The 22064-nt window shown below is 73.6% G+C and carries 18 protein-coding genes; 7 read left to right on the top strand and 11 right to left on the bottom strand.

Translation table 11 applies throughout. The annotated features are described in order from the left end of the window. Nucleotides 1–23: 23 nt before the first annotated feature. The 9 genes from IG86_RS0103595 to IG86_RS0103635 form a co-directional block, all read right to left on the bottom strand. A complete protein-coding gene (locus IG86_RS0103595; protein ID WP_234316104.1) occupies nucleotides 24–974 on the bottom strand; it encodes a glutamate ABC transporter substrate-binding protein in 951 nt (316 codons plus the stop codon). 143 nt (nucleotides 975–1117) lie between these two features. Then, nucleotides 1118–2527, bottom strand: coding sequence for a hypothetical protein (locus tag IG86_RS0103600; RefSeq protein WP_385871173.1), 1410 nt, complete (start codon nucleotides 2525–2527; stop codon nucleotides 1118–1120). A gap of 209 nt (nucleotides 2528–2736) precedes the next feature. Further along, a complete protein-coding gene (locus tag IG86_RS0103605) occupies nucleotides 2737–3726 on the bottom strand; it encodes an N-acetylglucosamine kinase (protein ID WP_030819087.1) in 990 nt (329 codons plus the stop codon). Further along, nucleotides 3717–4991 (bottom strand): 6-phospho-beta-glucosidase, encoded by a 1275-nt coding sequence (locus IG86_RS0103610; protein ID WP_030894619.1) that lies wholly within the window; start codon nucleotides 4989–4991, stop codon nucleotides 3717–3719. Before IG86_RS0103610 ends, IG86_RS0103605 begins: the two co-directional genes overlap by 10 nt. Nucleotides 4992–4996: 5 nt before the next feature. Next, complete coding sequence (locus IG86_RS0103615; RefSeq protein WP_030819091.1) at nucleotides 4997–5851, bottom strand: carbohydrate ABC transporter permease; 855 nt, start codon at nucleotides 5849–5851, stop codon at nucleotides 4997–4999. Beyond that, entirely contained in the window at nucleotides 5848–6792 is a 945-nt protein-coding gene (locus tag IG86_RS0103620; protein WP_030819093.1) for a carbohydrate ABC transporter permease, read from the bottom strand. Before IG86_RS0103620 ends, IG86_RS0103615 begins: the two co-directional genes overlap by 4 nt. Before the next feature lie 4 nt (nucleotides 6793–6796). Beyond that, the gene (locus tag IG86_RS0103625) at nucleotides 6797–8137 is read right to left on the bottom strand and encodes an ABC transporter substrate-binding protein (protein ID WP_030819095.1); all 1341 of its coding nucleotides are present in this window, start codon (nucleotides 8135–8137) and stop codon (nucleotides 6797–6799) included. A gap of 112 nt (nucleotides 8138–8249) precedes the next feature. After that, nucleotides 8250–9494, bottom strand: a complete 1245-nt coding sequence (locus tag IG86_RS0103630; RefSeq protein ID WP_030819098.1) for an ROK family transcriptional regulator — start codon at nucleotides 9492–9494, stop codon at nucleotides 8250–8252. Nucleotides 9495–9628: 134 nt separating this feature from the next. Beyond that, nucleotides 9629–10711: a mechanosensitive ion channel family protein gene (locus tag IG86_RS0103635; protein ID WP_385871164.1), complete on the bottom strand. Its 1083-nt coding sequence runs from the start codon at nucleotides 10709–10711 to the stop codon at nucleotides 9629–9631. 286 nt (nucleotides 10712–10997) lie between these two features. Here IG86_RS0103635 and IG86_RS0103640 point away from each other — a divergent pair, with 286 nt between their 5' ends. Beyond that, nucleotides 10998–11540 (top strand): HNH endonuclease, encoded by a 543-nt coding sequence (locus IG86_RS0103640; RefSeq protein ID WP_030650158.1) that lies wholly within the window; start codon nucleotides 10998–11000, stop codon nucleotides 11538–11540. 39 nt (nucleotides 11541–11579) lie between these two features. Here the strand turns inward: IG86_RS0103640 and IG86_RS0103645 are convergent, their stop codons facing one another. Further along, the gene (locus IG86_RS0103645; protein ID WP_030819102.1) at nucleotides 11580–14594 is read right to left on the bottom strand and encodes a glycoside hydrolase family 84 protein; all 3015 of its coding nucleotides are present in this window, start codon (nucleotides 14592–14594) and stop codon (nucleotides 11580–11582) included. Between the two features lie 231 nt (nucleotides 14595–14825). On the opposite strand from IG86_RS0103645, the gene IG86_RS0103650 reads away from it, so the two are divergent. Beyond that, nucleotides 14826–16820: a 4-alpha-glucanotransferase gene (locus tag IG86_RS0103650; RefSeq protein ID WP_030819104.1), complete on the top strand. Its 1995-nt coding sequence runs from the start codon at nucleotides 14826–14828 to the stop codon at nucleotides 16818–16820. A gap of 20 nt (nucleotides 16821–16840) precedes the next feature. Continuing rightward, on the top strand, nucleotides 16841–17083 hold the full coding sequence (locus tag IG86_RS0103655; RefSeq protein ID WP_030650150.1) for a hypothetical protein: 243 nt from the start codon (nucleotides 16841–16843) through the stop codon (nucleotides 17081–17083). Nucleotides 17084–17193: 110 nt separating this feature from the next. Here IG86_RS0103655 and IG86_RS0103660 read toward each other — a convergent pair whose 3' ends face one another. Then, nucleotides 17194–17685 (bottom strand): MarR family winged helix-turn-helix transcriptional regulator, encoded by a 492-nt coding sequence (locus tag IG86_RS0103660; RefSeq protein WP_030819106.1) that lies wholly within the window; start codon nucleotides 17683–17685, stop codon nucleotides 17194–17196. A 107-nt stretch (nucleotides 17686–17792) separates the two neighbouring features. On the opposite strand from IG86_RS0103660, the gene IG86_RS0103665 reads away from it, so the two are divergent. Genes IG86_RS0103665 through IG86_RS0103680 form a run of 4 tightly spaced genes read left to right on the top strand, consistent with a single transcriptional unit; the run spans nucleotide 17793 to nucleotide 21982 of the window. Beyond that, nucleotides 17793–19115, top strand: a complete 1323-nt coding sequence (locus tag IG86_RS0103665) for an MFS transporter (protein ID WP_051784945.1) — start codon at nucleotides 17793–17795, stop codon at nucleotides 19113–19115. 51 nt (nucleotides 19116–19166) lie between these two features. Next, a complete protein-coding gene (locus IG86_RS0103670) occupies nucleotides 19167–20099 on the top strand; it encodes an EamA family transporter (protein ID WP_030819110.1) in 933 nt (310 codons plus the stop codon). A 49-nt stretch (nucleotides 20100–20148) separates the two neighbouring features. Next, nucleotides 20149–21069, top strand: coding sequence for a DMT family transporter (locus IG86_RS0103675; RefSeq protein WP_045936767.1), 921 nt, complete (start codon nucleotides 20149–20151; stop codon nucleotides 21067–21069). Between the two features lie 10 nt (nucleotides 21070–21079). Further along, complete coding sequence (locus IG86_RS0103680; protein WP_030819114.1) at nucleotides 21080–21982, top strand: LysR family transcriptional regulator; 903 nt, start codon at nucleotides 21080–21082, stop codon at nucleotides 21980–21982. Nucleotides 21983–22064: the final 82 nt, after the last annotated feature.

The following is a 22064-nucleotide window of genomic DNA, read 5'->3' on the forward strand; positions in this document are numbered from 1 at the left end:
CGTGCCCGGAATCGCCACCGGCCTCAGCCGTCCCGGTACTTGGGCGCGGGCGGCGCGGTCACGCCGGGCAGCACGGGCTGGAGGTGCTTGAGGTACGCCTTCATCCACGGGCTGTCGTTGCCGCCCGCGCGGTAGTTCTCCAGCACCTTGTTGACCCGGCGGACCAGGTCGGGGGCGTCCTTGTTCATCGCGACCCCGTAGAACTCGCGGGTGAAGGGCGAGCCCACCAGCCGCACCGACGGGTCCTGCGCGGCCTGGCCGGCGGCGAGGGCGTTGTCGGTGATGATGCCGTCGACCTCGTGCAGCTGGAGCCGGACCAGACAGTCCAGCTGGTTGGCGACGGTGACCGGCTGCGATCCGTACGACTGGGCCTTGAGCGCGCTCTCCGCCGTGGAACCGGCCGCGACGCAGATCCGCTTGTCCTTCAGCGAGGCGTCGTAGCCGGTGATCGGCGAGCCCTTCGGGGCCAGCACCTGCTGTCCGGCCTCGAAGTAGGCCGTCGAGAAGGCGACGTCCTCCAGCCGCTTGCAGTTGATGGTCATGGTGCGCACGACGACGTCGACGCGGCCCTCCTGGAGGGCGGGGATGCGCTGGCTCGTCGGGATGGCCCGGTAGATGACCGCGTTCTCGTCGCCCAGGATGTCCTTGGCGATGGCCTTGACCAGGTCGATGTCGAAGCCGTCGAGGCGGCCGCCCTCCGCGGTCTGGTTGCGGTACCCCCAGCGGAAGCTGTTCTGGTCCACGCCCGCGACGAGCTTGCCGGCCGCCTTGATCCGCGCGATGGCAGCCCCGTCCACCTCGGACGGGCGCAGGCTGGCCTCGGGGTCCTGGCAGGTGTCCGCGAGGACCCAGGGCGCCGCCGGGGCCGCCACCGCCGAGGCGGGACGGCGGGGGACACCGGGTGCGGTGTCCGTCGTCGCGTGGGCCAGCGGCAGCAGCACCGCCGCGGCGGTCACGGCGCAGGCGACGGCCATCGCGCTCACGCCGCCCCAGCCGCGCAGCCGGCCGGCGGCCCGCCGGACCCCGGACCGCGCGCCGGGGGCACGCGTGCGGCCCTCGTGCTCCTCGTACTCCTCATGGCCCTCGGCGGCCCGCCGCGCCCGTATCCGCATCGCTCTCACCTGTACTCCGAAAGCCTGCGCCCGATACCGAGCAGGGCCGCTGTCGCGCCGATGACCACCAGTACCGCCGAGCCCGTCACCAGACCGCCCAGCGCGCCGATCCCGTCCTGGGCGGCGCGGGTGAACTCCCGCTGCTCGTGGGCGACGGCCAGTTCCAGGGAGGCGTCCACCGTGTCGAAGGCGGCGCCGCTGCTCTCCTTGTGGTGATCGTCCCCGACGACCTGGGGCAGTGCGGCCTCGTAGTCGCCCTTCAAGTCCGCCTCCCGGGCCGCCGCGTGCCGCTGCTTCCACTGCTCCACGCCGTCCGCGGCGCGGCTCACGGGCGTTCGGCCGTCTTCGTCGTCGGCCAGCCGCAGCGCGGTCGCGAGCCCCGCGTCCAGCTGCTTCATGTTGTTCGTGAAGTCCACGTCGTACTTGTCGGACTTCTTGTCCTCGGCCAGTACGGCGCCCCGCGCGATCAGTGTCAGGTTCTCACTCGCACGGGCCTGGAGGGAGGCGATCCGCGCGTCGTTGAGCACCTTCATCGACTCCTGCCCGTCCGTACGGGCTTCACTCAGCGAAGAACGCGCCACCGTGTGGCCGACGGACAGCCAGAGCAGCACCACCACGGAGGCGGCGGTCGCCGCCACCAGGCCGTGGTTGAAGACCCGGTTCGTGTGCCGGTAGTTGCGCCGCTGCGCCCACACCAGGGCGGCCACGGCGAGCAGGCCGAGGGCGAGTGAGCCCAGCGGCCAGGCCCGGGCGTCGTCGTCGTCGGTGTGCAGCCGCCGGGTCTCCGCCTCGTAGAGCCGCTGGGCGGCGGGCAGCAGCTGGGTGGTCATCTGTTCGTTGGCGTAGCGGAGGTAGGCGCCGCCCAGCGGCAGGCCCTGCCGGTTGGTGGCGCGGGCCTGCTCGATCAGGCCGGTGTAGCGCGGCAGCTGTTCGCTCAGCAGGGTGATCTGCTCGCGGGACTCCTCGCTGCCGCCGGTGTTGGCGGCGGCGCTCACCAGCAGGCGGGAGGCGTTGGCGATGTCCTTCTCGTAGCGCTGGCGGACCTCGCGCGGCTCCTGCGCGCCGAGGAGGAAACCGCTGGAGGAGGTGGTGTCGGCGTCGGCCAGGGAGCGGTAGATGCTGGCCGCGTCCGCGCTCAGCGGCTGGCTGCGGCCCACCACGTCGTCGGCGGCGGTGGCCCGGCCGGAGATCTCCCACACGCTGACCGTGCCGAACAGCACGATCAGCGCGGCCAGTACCGCGCCGATGATCCGCAGCCGGCCCGGCTCGGTGGTGGCAGCCTCGCGCAGCCGCTGCACTCCCTCGGACCAGGCGGTGCGTCTTCCGGGTGGCCCGGCGGGCGGCGACGCCGACGTGCCGGCGGGCGGCGCGGAGACACCACCCCCGGGCGCGGGCGCGCGTGATGTGATCGCCACCGTGACCTCCCCCTCGGTCCTGTCGTCCCCCAGCCGGCGCCGGGGGGTCCCCCTGCGCAGCAGCAGTATGGCCGTAGTGCCGGTGGACCACAGCACCCGGTGCTGGATCCGGGGCGATCCGCCCCCGCGGGTGCCTTTCGTCACCCCTTCACCGTCAATACGCCCTTAGGGCCGTAACGGTTGCAGACCGGGCGCCTTTCGGGGCGGGTTCAACCGAAATGGGCCCGGAGTTTTCCGTGGGCCTCCGCCGGGGCCCCGACCGCGTCCAGGCCCAGCAGCCCGGCGCCCAGCACCGGGGGTGCCGTGACCACGGTGACGCGGGCGTGCGGGGCCCGTTCGGCGAGGCCCGCCGCGATCCGCTCGTCGAGCCGCGGGTGCCGGGCCGCCAGCACCCCGCCGCCCAGTACCACCGGCACCTCCTCGTCCAGCAGGCCCAGGCGGCCCAGCGCCACCACGGCCATGGCCACGACCTCGTCCGCCTGGCGGTGCACCAGCGAGAGCGCCACCGGGTCGCCGGCGGCGGCCACCTCGAACAGCACCGGGGTCAGTTCGTGCCGCCGCCCGGCCGGCACGTCCCCCAGGTGCATCGCCTCGATCAGCGAGGCCATCGAGCCGTGGCCGAGGCGTGCGGGCAGCGCCCGGGCCAGCTCCGTCGCCGCGCCCCGCCCGTCCTCCGCCCGGGCCGCGAACCACAGGGCCTCCTCGGCCAGCCCGCCCCCACCGCCCCAGTCGCCGGAGATCCGCCCGACCGCGGGGAAGCGCGCGGTCCGCCCGTCCGGGGTCATCCCGACGCAGTTGATGCCCGCCCCGCAGACCACCGCGACACCCCGCGGCTCGGCGCCCGTCGGCAGTCCGGCGCGCAGCAGCGCGAAGGTGTCGTTGTGCACCGCGGTGGTGCGCCCCCAGCCGCGGCGCCCGATCTCGTCCGCCAGCCGCCGCTCCTCCACCGGGAAGTCGGCGTTCGCGAGGCACGCCGACACGTGCGCCGCGACGGGCCCGCCCCCGGCGCCGGGGCGTACCCCCGCGCGGGCCAGTGCCTCGGCCAGTACGTCCACGGCCGCGGCCACCCCGGTGCGCGGCGGCTGGAAGCCCCCGGCCTGCCCGGTGGCCAGCACGGACCCGTCGGGGCCGAGGAGCGCGACGTCCGTCTTGCTGTTGCCCGCGTCGATCGCCAGGACCGGAGGGAGGCTCAGGCCCATGGCAGGTGCTCCTTGTTGTGCGCGAGGAGCCGGTCGGCCAGTCCTTCGGCCAGGTCGTACTGGCCGATGAGCGGGTGCGCCAGCAGTGCCTTGAACACCCGCTCGCGGCCGCCCCGCAGGGCCGCGTCCAGTGCGAGGTCCTCGTACGCCGTCACGTGTGAGACCAGCCCGGTGAACAGCGGGTCCAGGCGCGGTACCGGCAGCGGTACGGGGCCGGAGCCGTCGGCGGTGCGGACGCGCGCCTGGACCTCGACGACGGCGTCGTCGGGCAGGAAGGGCAGCGTGCCGTTGTTGTACGTGTTGACCACCTGCACGTCCGTGCCGCCGTCGCCCAGCAGCGCGGCCGCCAGGTCCACGGCCGCCTCCGAGTAGAAGGCGCCGCCCCGCTTCGCCAGCAGCGCGGGCTTCTCGTCGAGGCCCGGATCCGCGTACAGGGCGAGGAGTTCGCGTTCCATCGCGGCGACCTCGGCGGCCCTGGAGGGCTTGGTGCCCAGCTCCCGGACGACCTCGTCGTGGGAGTAGAAGTAGCGCAGGTAGTACGAGGGGACGACGCCGAGCCGGTCCAGCACCGCCCGCGGCAGCCGCAGGTCGGACGCGACGGCCTCCCCGTGCGCGGCGAGCAGCCCGGGCAGCAGGTCCTCGCCGTCCGGGCCGCCCCTGCGCACACCCAGCTCCCAGGTGAGGTGGTTGAGGCCCACGTGGTCCAGGTGGACGTCGGAGGGGGCGAGGTCCAGCAGGGCCGCGAACTTGCGCTGGAGGCCGATGGCGACGTTGCACAGTCCGACGGCCCTGTGGCCGGCGCGCAGGAGGGCCCGGGTGACGATTCCGACCGGGTTGGTGAAGTCGATGATCCAGGCGTCGGGGCTGGCCCGCCGGACCCGCTCGGCGATGTCGAGGACCACCGGGACGGTGCGCAGGGCCTTGGCGAGTCCGCCCGCGCCGGTGGTCTCCTGCCCGACGCAGCCGCACTCCAGGGGCCAGGTCTCGTCCTGGAGCCGGGCGGCCTGTCCGCCGACGCGCAGCTGCAGGAGGACCGCGTCGGCCCCGGCGACGCCCGCGTCCAGGTCGGTGGTCGTGGTGACCTTGCCGGCGTGGTCCTGCCGGGCGAGGATCCGGCGGGCCAGGGCGCCGATCAGCTCCAGCCGCTCGGTGGCCGGGTCGATCAGCACCAGCTCGCTCACCGGCAGGGTGTCGCGCAGCCGTGCGAAGCCGTCGATCAGTTCGGGGGTGTAGGTGGAACCGCCGCCCACCACTGCGAGTTTCAACGTCGTCAGCCTTTCACGCCGGTCAGGGTGACTCCCTCGACGAACGCCTTCTGGGCGAAGAAGAAGAGGACGATCACCGGGGCCATGACCAGCACGGTCGCGGCCATGGTCAGGTTCCAGTTGGTGTGGTGCGCCCCCTTGAAGGACTCCAGTCCGTAACTGAGCGTCCAGGCGGCGGGGTTGTCGGAGGCGTAGATCTGCGGGCCGAAGTAGTCGTTCCAGGCGCAGAAGAACTGGAAGAGGGCGACGGCGGCGATCCCGGGCCGGGCCATCGGCAGCACCACCCGCAGCAGGGTGCGCACCTCGCCGCAGCCGTCCACGCGGGCCGCGTCCAGGTACTCGTCGGGGATGGTCAGCAGGAACTGGCGGAGCAGGAAGATGGAGAACGCGTCGCCGAAGGCCATCGGGACGATCAGCGGCCACAGGGTGCCCGACAGGTCGAGCTGCCTGGCCCAGAAGAGGTACATGGGGATGACCACCACCTGCGGCGGCAGCATCATCATGGCGATCACGAGCAGCAGCGACAGCCGCCGGCCGCGGAAGCGGAACTTGGCAAGCGCGTACGCGACGGGCACCGAGGAGACCACGGTCAACAGGGTGCCCAGTCCGGCGTACAGAAGCGTGTTGCGCCACCAGGTCAGGAAGCCCGGGGTGTGCCACACCTTCGTGTAGTTGTCCCACTCCCAGGTGTCGGGCCACAGGTCGCGGGTCAGCGCCTGCCGGTCGCCCATCAGGGAGGTGAGCAGGAGGAAGACGAAGGGGAGGACGAAGAACAGTGCGGCCGCCACGCCGAGCGCGTGCACCCCGATCCAGTGGAGGGCCGCCGAGGAGGGGCGCCTCGGGCCGTGCGCGCTGCTCATCCATCCGCTCCGATCAGACCGCCACGGCGCCGCATCAGGAGTGCGGTGAAGGCCATGGAGAGGGCGAAGAGGACCAGCGCGACGACGCAGGCGGCGCCGTAGTCGAAGCGCTGGAACCCGAGGTTGTGAACGAGCTGGGGCAGGGTCAGGGTCGACTTGTCGGGGTAGCCGGGCTCGAACTGCTGGCCCGAGCCGCCGATCACGCCGGCCGCGACCTTGCCGGCCACCAGTGGCTGGGCGTAGTACTGCATGGCCTGGATGACTCCGGTGACCACGGCGAACATGACGATCGGCGCGATGTTGGGCAGCGTGATGTGCCGGAAGCGCGCCCAGGGCCCCGCCCCGTCGAGTTCGGCCGCCTCGTACTGCTCCTTCGGTACGTCGAGCAGCGCGGCCATGAAGATCACCATCAGGTCGCCCACCCCCCACAGTGCGAGGGCGGTGAGGGCCGGCTTGGACCAGTCGGCGTCGGTGAACCAGCCGGGGGCGGGCAGTCCCACCGCGTCCAGCAGGGTGTTGACCGGTCCGGTACCGGGGTTGAGCAGGAAGACGAAGGCCAGGGTCGCGGCGACCGGCGGGGCCAGGTAGGGCAGGTAGAACAGGGTCCGGAAGATCCCGGCCCCCGTCTTGATCTTCGTGATGAGCAGCCCGACGCCGAGGCCGAAGACGACGCGGCAGGTCACCATCACCAGGACCAGCCAGAGGGTGTTGCGCATCGCGGGCCAGAACAGCGGATAGTCCGTGAAGACGTAGCTCCAGTTGTCCAGGCCGCTCGGGACCGGCTGCCGGAAGCCGTCGTAGCGGGTGAAGGAGAAGTACAGGGTGGACAGCAGCGGGTAGACGAAGAAGACCGAGAAGCCGATCAGCCAGGGGGACATGAAGGCCGCGGTCCGCAGGGCGCCGCGGCGCCGCTTCGTCCGCAGGGTGCGGGAGCCGGTCATCGGACTACTTCGCCTTCGCTATGTCCGTGTCGATCTGCCGGTCGGTCCTGGCGAGACCGGCCGGGATGTCGGCGACGTCGCCCTTCTCGACGGCGTACGCGAAGTCCGTGAAGGTCAGCTGGTAGGTGCCGCCGTCGGCCTTGGCCGGGGTGGTGCTGGACTTGGGGTGCCGCGCGATGTCGAGGAAGGTCTTGGACTCGGGGGTCACCCGGAGGGCCGGCGACTCCAGGGCGGCGAGCGTGGACGGCACGTTGTGGATGGCGTTGGCGAAGGCCACCACCGCTTCCGTGTCCGTGGTCATGTACTTGACCAGCTCCCAGGCGGCGTTCTGCTTCCTGCTGCCCGAGGCGATGCCCATGACCGTGCCGGAGAGGTAGCCCTTGCCGTAGTCACCGGCCTGATCGTCGGGGACGGGCAGCGGTGCGGTGGCGATCTCGAAGCCGACCCCGGCCTCCTTGGCCATCGGCGCGCGCCACTCGCCGTCGATCTGCATGGCCACCTTGCCGGTGTGGAAGGGGTGTTCGGCGCTCCACTCGTCGCCGAAGGTGTTGCGGAACCGCTCCAGCTTCTCGTAGCCGCCGAGCGCCGCCACCAGGTCCTTCTGCGCGGTCAGCATCTTCGCGAAGGCCGGGTCCCGGGCGAGGTTGGAGCTGCCGTCGGCGGCGAAGTAGGTGGGGCTCCACTGGGCGGCGAGCCGCATGGGGGTGGTCTCGTAGCCGTGGAAGGTGGGCATGAGGCCGACCCGTTCGTAGGAGTCGCCCGACGCGTCCGCCGTGGTCAGCTTCCGGGCGACCTCGACGAACCGGCTCCACGTCCTGGGGGCTTCGGTGATGCCGGCGGCGTCGAAGGCGGTCTTGTTGTAGACGAGGCCGTAGGCGTCGTTCAGCAGCGGCAGCGTGCACTGGTTGCCGTTGAACTCCGTGTACTCCAGCAGGGTCCTGGGGAAGACCTTGGCCTTGTCCACCCCGGACTTCTCCAGGAACGGGTTCAGGTCGGCGAAGGCGCGGGAGTTGCAGAACTTGCCCACGCTGTCGGTGGTGAAGGAGGAGACCACGTCGGGGGCCTTGTCCCCGCCCGCGCGCAGCGCCTGGTTGATCTTGTCGTCGGTCATGTTGCCGGTGACCTCGACCTTGATGTTCGGATGCGCCTTCTCGAACCGGGCGATGTTGTCCTCGATCGCCTTGGTCTCGCTCGGCGCTGACCAGCCGTGCCAGAAGGTGAGGGTGACGTCCGCCTTCGGATCGTCGGAGGCGGTGCCCGCGCCCTGGCCGGTGCACGCGGTGGCGAGGGCGGACATCGCGGCGAGGAGGGCGGTCGCGGTGGTCAGGCGTCCGGTTCTGGGCATGGCGGGGCTCGCTCTCTGCGGGAGGGAACTTCCGGTGGGGGGCCTGGGGGTGCCGGCGGAGCGTGGGGCGTGCGGTGCAGGAGGGGTGGAGGGAGGGAAGGCGGGCGTGGGGTCAGCGGGAGGTGTCGAAGACCTCGTCCCGGGTGGCGGCCAGCGCGCTCTCCAGCGCGCCGTGCAGGACGGGCCGCTCCAGGACCTCGCCGGGGACCAGCCGGGGGCGGGAGGGGGCCAGTTCGGCGAGCTCGGCCTCCAGCAGCTCGCGCAGCGGTTCGCCGCCCGCGCTGATCGCGGCCCCGGCCAGGACCACGATCTCCGGGTCCAGTACGGCGACCAGCGAGGCGAGACCGGTGGCCAGGGCGGTGGCGTACTCCTGGAGGAAGCGCAGGTGCGCCCCCTCGGGAGCGGCGGCGGCCCGCGCGAGCAGCGCGACGGCGGCGGCGACCTCCGGGCCGTGCGGCCCGGGCAGGGCGTCCGGGGCCTCCGGCGCGTACGGGGTGGGGGCGGCGGGGGCCTCGACACCCAGCTCCGCGGCGAGCCGGGGCAGCCCCTCCACACCGGCCAGCTCCTGGTAGCCGCCGGAGTTCGCCCGGGTGACCTGCCGGACCAGGGGGCGGCCCGGTACGGGCAGGAAGCCCACCTCGCCCGCGCCACCGGTCCAGCCGCGGTGCAGCCGGCCGCCGAACACCAGCGCGGCGCCGAGCCCCTCCTCGTTCCACAGCAGGACGAAGTCCCCGTGCCCGCGGGCGGCGCCGAGGCGCTGTTCGGCGACGGCGGCGAGATTGACGTCGTTCTCGTACTCGACGGGCATCGGCAGGGCCGCCGCCAGGTCGTCGAGGAGGGTGGGGGAGTGCCAGCCGGGGAGGTGGCTGGCGTAGCGCAGCCGGCCCGTCTGCGGGTCGAAGGCGCCAGGGGTGCCGATGACCGCCCGGTGCAGGTCGGAGCGGTGCAGCCCAGCGGCCTTGACGGCCCCGCCGAGGGCCTCGGTCACCTGGTCGACGGCGTCCGCGCCCTCGGTGTAGGGGACTTCGTGGGAGGCGACCACGGTGCCGGTCAGGTCGGCGACGGCCGCCAGGACGCGCCCCGGGGTGACGTCGACGCCGCCGACGTACGCGGCCCGCGGATTGATCGCGTACAGCTGGGCGCTGGGGCCGGGGCGGCCGCCGTCGGTGCCGGTGGCCACGACGAGTCCGGCGGCCTCCAGACGGGCCAGCAGCTGGGAGGCGGTGGGCTTGGACAGCCCGGTCAGGTGCCCGATGCGGGTCCGGGACAGCGGGCCGTGCGTCAGCAGGAGGTCGAGTGCGGCCCGGTCGTTCATGGCGCGCAACAGGCTGGGCGTTCCGGGCGTGGCGGCGGGCATGCGGCGGCTCTCCCTCACCGAGGTGATCTGTTAGGTAAGTTTCCTATCACTGTTCGAGCCGTGTCAATGCCGCTGCCCCGCAGGTCGTGTCCGTGAAGACCGGCCTGCGGGGCAGCGGGAGTGCGGGTACGGCCCTACTTGGTGATCCGCGGGCCGGACGGCGACGGGATCGGGGCCGTGGCCAGGGACTGCGGGGAGGTGGGGTTCGCCAGGGCGGACGGCGCGGCGACGGAGGCCGAGGGGTCCGCAGGGGCCTCGTCCTCCTCGTCCGCGGCCGGCAGGCCGCCGATGATCCGGATGCCGGCGGCGTCGAAGGCCTCCTTGATCCGCCAGCGCAGCTCCCGCTCCACCGAGAACTGCTGGCCCGGCATCGTCTTCGCGGACACCTTCACCGTCATCGAGGCGAGCAGCACCTCGTCCAGGCCCAGCACCTCCACCGGACCCCACAGGCGCTCGTCCCAGGGGGACTCCTTCGCCATCGAGTCGGCGACCTGCTGGACCACCTCGCGGATCCGCGTCAGGTTCTCCGACGGCTTGACCTGCACGTCCACGCCCGCGGTCGCCCAGCCCTGGCTGAGGTTGCCGATCCGCTTGATCTCGCCGTTGCGCACGTACCAGATCTCGCCGTTGTCCCCGCGCAGCTTCGTCACGCGCAGGCCGACCTCGATGACCTCGCCCGAGGCCACCCCGGCGTCGATCTTGTCACCGACGCCGTACTGGTCCTCCATGATCATGAAGACGCCGGAGAGGAAGTCGGTCACCAGGTTGCGGGCACCGAAACCGATGGCGACACCGGCCACACCGGCACTCGCCAGCAGCGGGGCCAGGTCGATCTTCAGGGCGGCCAGGACCATCAGCGCGGCCGTGCCGAGGATCAGGAAGGACGCCACCGACCGCAGGACGGAACCGATCGCCTCCGACCGCTGGCGGCGCCGCTCGGCGTTGACCAGCAGGCCGCCGAGCGCGGTGCCCTCGACCGCCTCGGCGCTGGTGTTCATCCGGTTTATGAGCTTGGTCAGCGCCTTGCGGACGGCCGAGCGGATCACGGCGGCTATCACCACGATCAGCAGGATCCGCAGGCCGATGCTCAGCCAGGTGGCCCAGTTCTGCTCGATGAAGCTCGCGGCCTCGGTGACGCTCTCCTGCGCCTCCTTGACCGAAGCGGGCGCGTCCGGGACATCGGCTGCCAGCGGCAGCAGAGCGGCGGGCCAGGGCACGACAGGAACCTCCACATGTAGCGGTCTGCCCGCCGGGGGTCCCCGCGGACGGAGTCCGCGAGGGGGATATGCGGGGCAGACCATCCACACTAACGGGGCAATCCCTTCACCTTGGCGCTGTGTTCGAGGGAGAGACCAGACTCACCTGGGGATGACTGGGTGTGGTTGAAAACACCTCGGACCCGTTACGGGCGAGTGGTGGCGCTTCGACCAGCCGTAAGGAGAGACTGGAGAGCAGATCGTCCCGGCGCGAGCCACGCGCCGCCGGCGTACAAGGAGGCAGTCCGTGCCGCACGTCCTGGTCCTCAATGCGTCGTACGAGCCCCTCGGCGTCGTACCGCTCCGCCGCGCGCTCGTCCTCGTCCTGGAGAACAAAGCGGTCTCCCTGGAGGAATCCGGCGCCTATCTGCACAGCGCGACAAGGGTCGTCCCCGCGCCCAGCGTGGTACGGCTCAAGCGCTTCGTGCGGGTCCCCTACCGGGGGCCCGTTCCACTCACCCGGCGCGCCCTGTTCGCGCGGGACGGCGGACGCTGCATGTACTGCGGCGCCGTCGCCACCAGCGTCGACCACGTCATTCCGCGCAGCCGGGGCGGACAGCACGTCTGGGACAACGTCGTCGCGGCGTGCCGGCGCTGCAACCACGTCAAAGCCGACCGGCACCTGCTGGAACTGGGCTGGCGCCTGCGCCACCAGCCGGCCCCTCCCTCGGGTCTGGCCTGGCGCATCATCGGCACCGGACACCGGGACCCGAGGTGGATGCCGTACCTCCAGCCGTACGGGGCCGACGACGCGCTGGAACGGATCGGGATCGGCGTGGCGGCCTCCTGACCGGCCCCTGCCGGGGCCGCGGAGCCGGTTCCGGCAGGGCTACGGCGTGACCGCGTAGGCCTCCGCCGACCACAGCGAGCAGCCGTAGCGCGTCGCGCGGCGCTCGCACGTCACCCTCAGGAACCGGGTGTCCGGCGCCGTCGCGTCCAGCCGGAGCGACTCGTGGCCGCCGCGGGAGTTCGTGACGGCCGCGGCCGGCCGCCAGGTCACCCCGTCGGCGGAGGTCTCCACCCGGTAGGCCGAGGGGTACGCGTCCTGCCAGTGCAGCTCCAGCCGCCCGACCCGGACCGGGGCGCGCAGCTCCGCCTGCCACCACGCGCCGTCCACCGCCGGCGACGACCAGCGGGTGGACGGGGAGCCGTCCACGGCCGCCGAGGCCGGGAAGGAGGAGGTCTCGTTGGCCGAGGAGCTCGCCCGCGCGGTCCGCAGCAGATCCGGTCCGCCGGTCCTGGGCACCGCCCGCACCGTCAGGGTCCGGGTCTCCCCGTCGAAGGCCACAGGGATGCGGTAGTCGCCCGGCGGGGTGTTCGCGGCGACGACGACCTCCAGCGGGATCGACGCCTGGCCGCCGCGCGGGACCACCGCGGTCTGCGGCAGACGGACCTCTATGCCCGCCGGCGGCTGCGCCGTCAGCGGGCCGCGGATCTCGCCGGGGCCCAGGGCGGACAGCTGCGCCGTGACGCGCTGCGGCGCGCCGCCGATCTCGGCGTCGGCCCGGCCCCCGTCGGCCAGCTCGAAGCGGGTCCGGGGGCCGTCCCCGAACCACGGGACCACCTGGTGCACCGCGGGCGCTTCCCCGGCCCAGGCCAGGCGCACCGCGTCCGCGGGCACCCCCGCCGTGTCGACCTGGGTCCAGCCCGACGCCGCCGCGTCGGCGACCTTGCGCCAGCCCTCGCCCGGTACGTGGACCTCCACCACGGCGCCCCGCGTGCCCGCCCCGAGCGGGTCCGTCATCACCGTCACCGCGGACACCGGACGCACGGCGTCCAGCCGGACCGTCCAGGACTGCGCGTCCTTCGTCACCGTTCCGGTCTTCCGCGCGACACCGGTCCAGGCGTCCGCCTCGGCCGCCGCCTTCTTCAGGAACGGGTCCAGGACGGCCTTGTCCACCTGGGCCGGTCCCGGCTCGGCCAGCGCCCGGCGTGCCTCGGCGAGGGCCCGGGAGGCCTGCCAGGCGGCCGCCCCTTCGCCGCGGGCCTGGGCCTGCAGGACGTCCACGGCCAGTTCGCCGGCTGCTCCGTAGCGCGAGAGCCGCTCCATCCAGGGGCCCGCCTCGTCCGACAGCGAGGTCAGCCGGGCGGGGGTCTCGCGCATCACCGTGAACGCCTTGCGCAACTCGGTCCCGGCCGCCGGATCACCCGCGGCCCGGGCCTTCCAGAACTGCTCGACCAGCGGCTTCAGATAGCCCGACTCCTCCTGCTTGAGCCCGGACGACACGGTGTTCCCGGCCAGCGCCGCCACCGCCTCGCGCTCCCGGGGGTCGGAGCCCGAGAGGTCGCGGACCGCCGCCTGCCAGGACTCGCCGGCCCGGTAGCCGCGCGGGTTCCAGGCGAAGTCGGCCGCCGTGAAGAGCGGGATGCGCGACAGGACGGGCTGCTGCATCGCGTTGGCCAGCAGCGCCGCCGAGCCGCCCGCCACCGCCGGTTCGCGGCCGGCGTACGGGCCGAGGAAGATCCGGCCCGGATCCCAGTCGTTGACCGGGTAGTTGTCCATGGTGATCAGGGGCTTCTGCCCCAGGGCGGAGCGCGCCCCGGCCAGCTCCTTGCCCGTGATCGTGCGCGGCACCACGCCGACGCCCGTCCAGGCCACCTCCACCCGCGTGTCCAGCGCGCGGGCCAGGGCCGTCCGGTAGGCGGTGGCGCCCTCCTGGTAGTACTCGGTCGGCAGCAGCGACAGCGCGGGCGCCCCCGGGTACCGGGCGGCCAGGTGGGCGGCCAGCTCGTTCGCGACCTCCGCGTGCGCCTTCGCGGCGGCCTCCGGGCCCTTGCCGTACCGCTCCCGGTCCGCGCGGCAGCCCCATTCGGTGTAGCTGACGTCCTGGAACTGCACCTGGAAGGCGCGGAAGCCCAGGTCCCACATCGCGTCCACCTTGCGCCCGAGCGCCGCCCGGTCGGCCGACGACGACAGGCACATGGACTGTCCGGGAGTGACCGCCCAGGCCAGGACGACCCGGTTGGCGCGGGCCCGCTCGGCCAGCGCGCGGAACTCCTCCTGCCGCTCCCGCGGGTAGTCCTCGCGCCAGCCCGTCGTGCGGTACTGGTCGTCGCCGGGCGCGATCAGCAGCCGGTTCTGTTTGGTGCGGCCCATGAAGTCCAGCTGCGCCAGGCGCTGCTGCTGGGTCCACGGCTGTCCGTAGAACCCCTCGGTGATCCCGCGCACCGGCGCGGCCGGCCAGTCCCGCACCATGACGCCGGGCACCTTCCCGCGGGCCGCGCCGAGCAGCTGACGCAGCGTCTGCGCCGCGTGGAAGAGCCCTTCCTCGCCCACGCCGGCCAGCGCGACCGTGTCGCGCCCGCCGGGCCGCCCCACGGCCAGCCGGTAGCCGCCGTGCGGCAGGTCCGTGGCCGCGGTCGCTCCCAGCGCCAGCAGTGCCTCCTGCGCGCCCGCGTCCTGGAGCCGTACGAGGGTGCCCCGCTCGGGCAGCGGCTCCCCGGGCTCCGGCTCGTGCAGGGTCTTCACGCCCGCCCTGCGCAGGGCCTCGCGCACCACCTGGACGGCGTACGGGTCGGCGTCGGCCGGAGCCACCAGCACGGCCTCCGTGCCCAGGGCCAGCTCACGCGTCTGATCGGCGGCCATCGACTGCGGCCGGGGCCACACGGCCGGCCCCTCGGAGGCGGCCCGGGGCGTGTCCGCGCCGGGGTCGAGCGCGGGACCGACGGCGCCGTTGGCGCCCACACCGGCAGCACCTGCCGCGCCCGGCGCGGGCGTCGGCGCGTCCGGGACGGTGGGACCCGCGAGGAATCCGGGTGGCGCGGAGGCCACGGCGCCGCCGAGCAGCGACCCGATGACCGCGATGGCCGCGGCCGTCGACCGTTTCCTGCCCCTGAGCTGCACAGAGCCTCCCCGTCGCGAGACGTCCCCCGCTCGTACGAATGAGCCCGAGCCCACCACCCGTGCGGCTGGAGTGTCAATGCGGGTGGGTGATCTGCCCCGGATGTGGCAGGAATGCGATCCCTCCGAGTGGGTATGGCTGCGGTGTTCCCCGGCGGCGTCCCGCTTATGTGCTCCACGCTTCTGACCCACCCTCACCCCCGCCTGCCCGCACGCACGAAGGAGCGCCCGTCCATGGACGACCTGGCCCGGCTCGCCGCCCTGCACGGCATCGCCACCGCCTACCAGCCCGCAGCGGACGTCACCGTCCGGATCCCCGAGGCCACCGTGAGAACGGTCCTCGGTCTGCTCGGTGTCGTCACGGACGACGCCGAGAGCGTCCGGGTGGTCGCCGAGGAGGGCACCAGGGCGGCGGCGGCCCGGCTGCTGCCGCCGACGGTGGTGCTCTGGCAGGGGGAGCCCGTCGCGCCGCTGCCCGCCGGGCTCCCGCCGGGCAGCCGGGTCCTGGTGGTGGCGGAGGGGTCGGGCGAGGAACTCCCCTGGGGCGAGGGGCTTCCCCTCGGGATCCACCGGATCACCGCGCAGGCCCCCGACGGGCGGATCGCCGAGGCCACCCTGGTCGTCGCCCCCGAACGGGCCCCCGCCGCCCCCGAACGCGCCCACGGGCTGCTCGTCCAGCTCTACTCCCTGCTCTCCGAGCGCTCCTGGGGCATGGGTGACCTCGGGGACCTCGCCGAACTGGCCCGCTGGGCCGCCCGGACCCACGGCACGGACTTCATCCAGGTCAACCCGCTGCACGCGGCGCTGCCGGGGACACCGACCGATCCCTCCCCGTACCGGCCGTCCTCGCGCCGCTTCCCCGACCCCGTCCACCTGCGGATCGAGGACGTCCCCGAGTACGCCGACTGCCCCGAGCGGGAAGCCCTCGCCGAACTGGCCTCCCGCGGCGCGGCGCTGCGCCACGAGGTGCTGGAGAAGGGCGCGCTGATCGACCGGGACGCCGTCTGGGACCTCAAGCGGCGGGCGCTGGAGCTGCTGTACGCCGTCCCGCGGAGCGCCGAACGGGAAGCGGACTACCGCGCGTTCTGCGAGGACGGGGGCGCCATGCTGGACCTCCACGCGGGCTGGCAGGCCTCGCGCGCCGGGGACGACCCGGATGCGAGAGCCGACTTCCACCGCTGGACGGTCTGGCTGACGGACGGCCAGCTCGTCGCGGCCCAGCGGGCCGCCCGCGAGGCCGGCATGAGCGTCGGCATCGTGCACGACCTGGCCGTCGGGGTGCATCCGGGCGGGTCGGACGCCTTCGAGCCGGGCCTCTACGCCCGCCACATGAGCGTCGGCGCCCCGCCGGACGCCTTCAACGCGCGGGGCCAGGACTGGGGCCTGCCGCCGTGGCGTCCGGACCGGCTCGCCGGCATGCGCTACGAGCCCCTGCGAGCCCTGCTGCGCGGGGTGTTCCGCTACGCCGGCGCCCTGCGCATCGACCACGTGATGGGTCTCTTCCGGCTCTGGTGGATCCCGGAGGGGACCCCGCCCGCCGAGGGCACGTACGTCGGCTACGACGGCGAGGCCATGCTGGCGGTGCTGGTGCTGGAGGCGCACCGGGCCGGCGCCCCGGTCATCGGCGAGGACCTCGGGACGGTGGAGCCGCACGTGCGGCGGGCGCTGGCCCGGCGCGGCGTGCTCGGCACGTCGGTGCTGTGGTTCGAGCGGGACTGGGCGGGCGAGGGCGGCCCGCTCGCCCCGCAGGCCTGGAGGGCGGACTGCCTGGCCACCGTCACCACCCACGACCTGCCGCCCACGGCCGCCAAGCTCGCCGGCGGCCACGTGGAACTGCGCGACCGCCTGGGCCTGCTGACCCGGCCGGCCGAACGGGAACGGGCCGAGGACGCCGCCGACACCGCCGAGTGGCTGGCGCTCCTGGACGGACTGGGCCTGGACACCAAGGGCGAGGAGGAAGCCGTCCAGGCCCTGTACGGCTTCCTGCTGCGCACCCCCGCGCGCCTGGTGGGCGTATGGCTGCCGGACGCGGTGGGCGACCGGCGGCCGCAGAACCTGCCGGGCACCTGGGACCAGTACCCCAACTGGCGCCTGCCGGTCGCCGATGCCTCGGGCAGGCCGCTGACGCTGGAGGAGCTGATGGCCTCGCCCCGGGCGAACGCGCTGCTCAGCGCGGTCCGCGAGGGGGCCGGTCCCCGTACGGCACCCCCGGGCGCGCGCGGCGTTTAGGTGTTCGCTACGTTTGCACCGTGGACAAGAAGAACGCTCTGCGCGCCGGCGCCGTCTCGGCCGGAACGACGCTGATGATGCTGCTGATGACGTCTCCCGCTCTCGCGCTGACCCGCGACGACGGCGACGACCCGGGCCCGGGCCTGAGCATCGGCGAGACGCTCGGCCTGTACGTGGCCCTGCCGATCGTCATCTTCCTGGTCATCGTGGGTCTCGTGATGGCCCTCGACAAGTCGGACAGGCCGAAGAAGAAGCAGGCCTGACCCGGCCCGGCCCCTGTGGGGCCGCAGCCGTGTGACCTTCCCGGGCGCCGGGGGTCCGCACCGCCGATCCGCATCGGCCGTGCGTCGACCCCCGGCGCCTCGTCATGTCCTCAGACGCCGGCCAGCAGCTTGCGCAGCAGGCCGGTGAGCTGCGCGACCTCCTCGTCGGTCAGCCCGGTGAGCGCGGCGCGCTGCACCTCCAGGCCGGCGGTGACGGCCTCGTCGACGAGCGCGAGGCCCCGGTCGGTGATCGTCACCTGGAGCCCCCGCCGGTCGTGCGGATCGGGCTTGCGGCAGAGCAGCCCGGCCTTCTCCAGCTTGTCCAGCCGCCCCGTCATGCCGCCCGTGGTGAGCATGAGCGTGGCCGACAGCTGGCGGGGCGAGAGCGTGTACGGGGCGCCCGAACGGCGCAGCGTGCCGACGACGTCGAACTCGCCGCGCGAGATGCCGAAGCGCTGGTAGCGCTCCTCCATCGCGTCGCCCATCGCCTTGGCGATCCGGTAGATGCGCCCGAAGACGGCCATGGGGGCCGTGTCCAGCTCGGGGCGCACGGCGAACCACTGGGCCGTGATGGCGTCGACCGCGTCCTTGTCCTCACTCATGAGCGCAGTATTCCGGTTGCCTCGGATCGTTCGCAAGAAAGTTGCTTGACGAAAAGTAGCTTAGCGATAAGCTACTTAGCAGCAACCGAATCGGGGGAGGGGCCGTCATGGCAGTGTTCAGGGGCGAGACGTCCACAGCCGGGGAGGCGAAGGTCGCGGGGGAGCGGTCGCTGCTCCTCGGCATCGGTGTCAGCGCGATCGGGATCGGCATGTACGTCCCCTTCTCGCTCGTCTTCTTCCACCACGTCACCGGCCTCTCCTTCACCCTCGTCGGCCTGGTCATGACGGTCACCGGGGTGGCCGGGCTGGCCTTCATGCCCCTGGCCGGCTCGGCCGTCGACCGGTTCGGGGCGAAGCGGGTCAACCTGGTGCTCTACGGGATCAGGGCGCTCGGCTTCGCCCTCTACCCCTTCGCTGGCTCGCTGCCCGCCTTCGCCGCCGTCGCCCTCGTCACCGCGCTCGCCGACCGCTCCTTCTCCGTCGTGCAGCAGTCCCTGATCGGGGAGGTGGCGCGCGGCGCCGCCCGCGACCGGCTCCAGGCGTCCACCCGCGCCCTGCAGAACGCCGGGATGGGCGCGGGCGCCCTCCTCGTCTCCGGAGTGCTCGCGCTGTGGGGCACCGGCGCCTTCACCTGCACCGCCTGGGCCAACTCCCTGGCCTTCGCCCTCGCCGGACTGCTCGTCGGCCGGGTCCGCCCGGTCCCGGCCGAGCCGGCCGGACCCTGCGCCGGGCGGCCGGCCGCCGGCTACCGGATGGTCCTGCGCGACCGCCCCTTCCTCGGGCTCACCGCCGCCAACTTCCTCACCGCGCTCGGCTACTCCGCCCTCTCCGTCCTCTTCCCGCTCTACCTCTCCACCTGGCTGGCCGCCCCCGACTCCCTCACCGGAGCGGCCTTCACCCTCAACACCGCCCTGTGCGCCGGCATCGGCGTACTCGTCGCGGGCCGGGTCCGCCGCTCCGGCGCCCGCCGCACCCGCTCGGCCGCACTCGGCGCCCTGCTCTTCGCCGCCGCCTTCGCCGGCCAGATCGTCCTCGGCACGCTGCGCCCCGGCCAGAGCGCCACCCTGGCCGCCCTGCTCGTCATCGTCATCGTCTACACCCTCGGCGAGCTGGTGCACAGCCCCTCCGGCGGCGCCCTCTCGGTCTCCGCCGCCCCCGAGCCGGTCCGCGGCCGCTACCTGGCCACCTACCAGCTGTCCTACTCGCTGGCCACCGCCCTCGCCCCGTCCCTGTTCACCGCCCTGCTCGCCGTGGACGGCCGCCTGCCCTGGGCCGTCCTCACCGCAGCGGCGCTCGGCGCCGCCCTGGCGCTGCTGCGGCTGGAACGGCACCTGCCGGCCGAGGCCGTGCACGCCGAGCCCCCGGCCGCAGCCGCAGCCGCAGCCGCAGCCGCAGCCGCAGCCGGGCGGCCGGCCACCGCCGCCGCCTGAACCGCCCGGTCCCGCGTCCCCCTTCCTCACCCGTACGAGGAGCCATCTGCCATGAAGCGTCTCGCCACCGTCGCCCTGACCGCCCTCGCCCCGATCTCCTGGGGTTCGACCTACGCGGTCGCCTCCGAACTGCTGCCGCCCGACCGGCCGCTGTTCACCGGCGTCATGCGGGCCCTGCCCGCGGGCCTGCTGCTGACCGCACTCGCCCGCACCCTGCCCAAGGGCGAGTGGTGGTGGAAGTCCGCCGTCCTCGGCACCCTCAACATCGGCGCCTTCTTCCCGCTCCTGTTCCTCTCCGCCTACCGGCTGCCCGGCGGCGTCGCGGCCGTGCTCGGCTCCGCCGGCCCCCTGTTCGTCGTGGGCCTCGCCGCCCTCGTCCTCGGGGAGCGCGCGAGCCTGCGTACGGTACTGGCCGCCGTCGTGGGGGCGTTCGGCGTGAGCATGGTCGTCCTCACGGCCGACGCCGCACTCGACCCCGTCGGTGTCGTCGCCGGTGTGGTCTCCTCCGCCTCCATGGCCGCGGGCACGGTCATGACCAAGCGCTGGGGCCGCCCCGAGGGCGTCGGACCGCTGGCCATGACCGGCTGGCAGCTCACCGCCGGCGGACTGGTCATCATCCCGGTCGCCGCACTCGTCGAGGGCGCCCCGCCCGCGCTCGACGGCCAGGCCCTCCTCGGCTACGGCTACATGATGCTGATCAACACCGGCATCGCGTACTGGCTCTGGTTCCGCGGGATCGGGCAGCTCGGCGCCACCTCGGTCACCCTGCTCGGACCGCTCTCCCCGCTCACCGCGGCCGTCATCGGCTGGGCGGCCCTCGGCCAGGCGCTCACGCCCGTACAGCTCGTCGGCATGGCGATCGCCCTCGGGGCCACCCTCGCCGGACAGCTGGCGGCGGCCCGCACCGCACAATCGTTCAGTTCTTCTGAACAGAACGATCGAAACATTTCGATGGACCTGACCGATGGGCGGGTGCGACGGTAGGTCCCTCGACATCGGACCGACCCCGAGGGGGAGACACACAGTGGCCGTCATGGACCGCGCCCGCACCGTTTCGCACGCCGAACCCGGCAGCACCGGCAAGAAGGGTGCCGCCGGGTTCGGCGTGCTCCTCGCCCTGCTCGCGACGGTCGTCTGGTCCGGCAGCTTCGTCGCCACCCGGGGCATGGCCGAGACCGTCCCGCCCGTCCAGGCGGTCTTCTGGCGCTGGATCATCGCCCTGCTCGCCGTCGCCCCCTTCGCCGCCCGCCAGGCCTGGCAGCAGCGGGCCCTCATCCGGCGCCACCTGGGCTTCATCGCCCTCGCCTCGCTGTTCGGCGTCGCCCTCTACAACACGCTCGTGCACCAGGCCGGACTGACCACCTCGGCCTCCAACATGGGCATGATCATGGCCGCCTCGCCCGTCATCATGGCGCTCTACGCCCGCCTCGGCGGCGAACGCCTCGGCGCCCGCCGCACCTTCGGCATGCTGCTCGCCGCCTTCGGAGTGCTGCTGCTCGTCGGGGACGGCTCCATCGGCTTCGACTTCGGCGCCGGCGACCTGTGGATGTTCGCCGCCGCCCTCTCCTTCGCCACGTACAGCGCCCTGCTCAAGCGCAAGCCCGCCGAACTCGGCGGACTCGCCTTCCTGATCACCACCTTCGTGCTCGGCGCGCTGATGCTGGCCCCGGCCTACGCCGTCTCCCTCCACGTCCAGGGCGGCTTCGAGGTGACGGCCGGCACGGTCGGACCGCTGCTGTACGTCGGAGTGTTCTCCTCGGCCGTCGCCTTCTTCGCCTGGAACAAGGCCGTCTCGGTGATCGGCGCGGCCCGCGCGGGAGTCGTCTACTACCTCCAGCCGGTGTGCGTCGCGGGCCTCGGCCTCCTGCTGCTGGGCGAGCCGACCGGACCGGCGCAGCTGCTCTGCATGGCGCTGATCCTCGGCGGGGTCGGGCTGGGAAGTGCCCGCCGGTAGGTTCGGGCCCATGACCGAGTGGGACATCAAGAAGCTGCGGATCCTGCGGACCCTCGCCGAACAGGGGACCGTGACCCGGGCGGCCGAGGCGCTGCACATGACGCCCTCGGCCGTCTCGCAGCAGCTGACGAACCTCGCCCGGCAGCTGGGGGTGGTGCTGCTGGAGGCACAGGGCCGCCGGGTCCGCCTCACCGACGCCGCCCACCTCGTACTGCGGCACGCGGAGGCGGTGTTCGCCCAGCTGGAGCGGGCCGACGCGGAACTGGCGGGATACCTCGCCGGGGACGCGGGAGAGGTACGGGTCGGCGCGTTCTCCACCGCCGTGCCCGCGCTGGTGGTCCCGGCCGTGGCCGAACTGCGCAAGGCACACCCGGGGGTGGAGGTCCGCGTCCGGGAGACCGAAGCCGCGGAATCCTACGAGCTGCTCTCGGCCGGCGGCGTGGACCTGGCGCTGTCCCTCGCCGCCCACGCGCCGACCGCCCGGGACCGGCGGTTCACCCGCGTCACGCTGATGGAGGACCCGCTGGACGTGGCGCTCCCGCCGGGACACCCCCTGCGGGACGCGGCGGACCTGCGGCTGGCCGACCTGTCCGGGGACCCGTGGATCTACGGGGGCAGCGGCCCGTGGTCGGAGATCGCCCGGGGCGCGTGCGAGGCGGCGGGCTTCGTCCCCGAGCAGGCCCACTCGGCGTCGGGGTGGACGGCCATCCTGGCCATGGTCGAGGCGGGCATGGGCGTGGCCCTGGTGCCGCGGATGGTGTCGAGCCGGGCATCGGGCGTGGCCGTGCGGGTGCTCTCGCGGGACCGGCCGACGCGGCACGTGATCGCGGCGGTCCGCCGCGGGGCCGAGTCCGCTCCCGCGGTGGCGCACGTACTGGCCGCCCTGCGCGAGGTGGCCTCGGCCCGGCATTAGCGCCCGTGCCCTCACACGCCGGGCGGGGCTGAAATCCAGCCCCGCCGGCGTTTGGGGCACGGGGTCCGGGGCGGAGCCCCGG

The organism is Streptomyces virginiae, from assembly GCF_000720455.1.
Classification (GTDB): Bacteria; Actinomycetota; Actinomycetes; order Streptomycetales; family Streptomycetaceae; genus Streptomyces; species Streptomyces virginiae.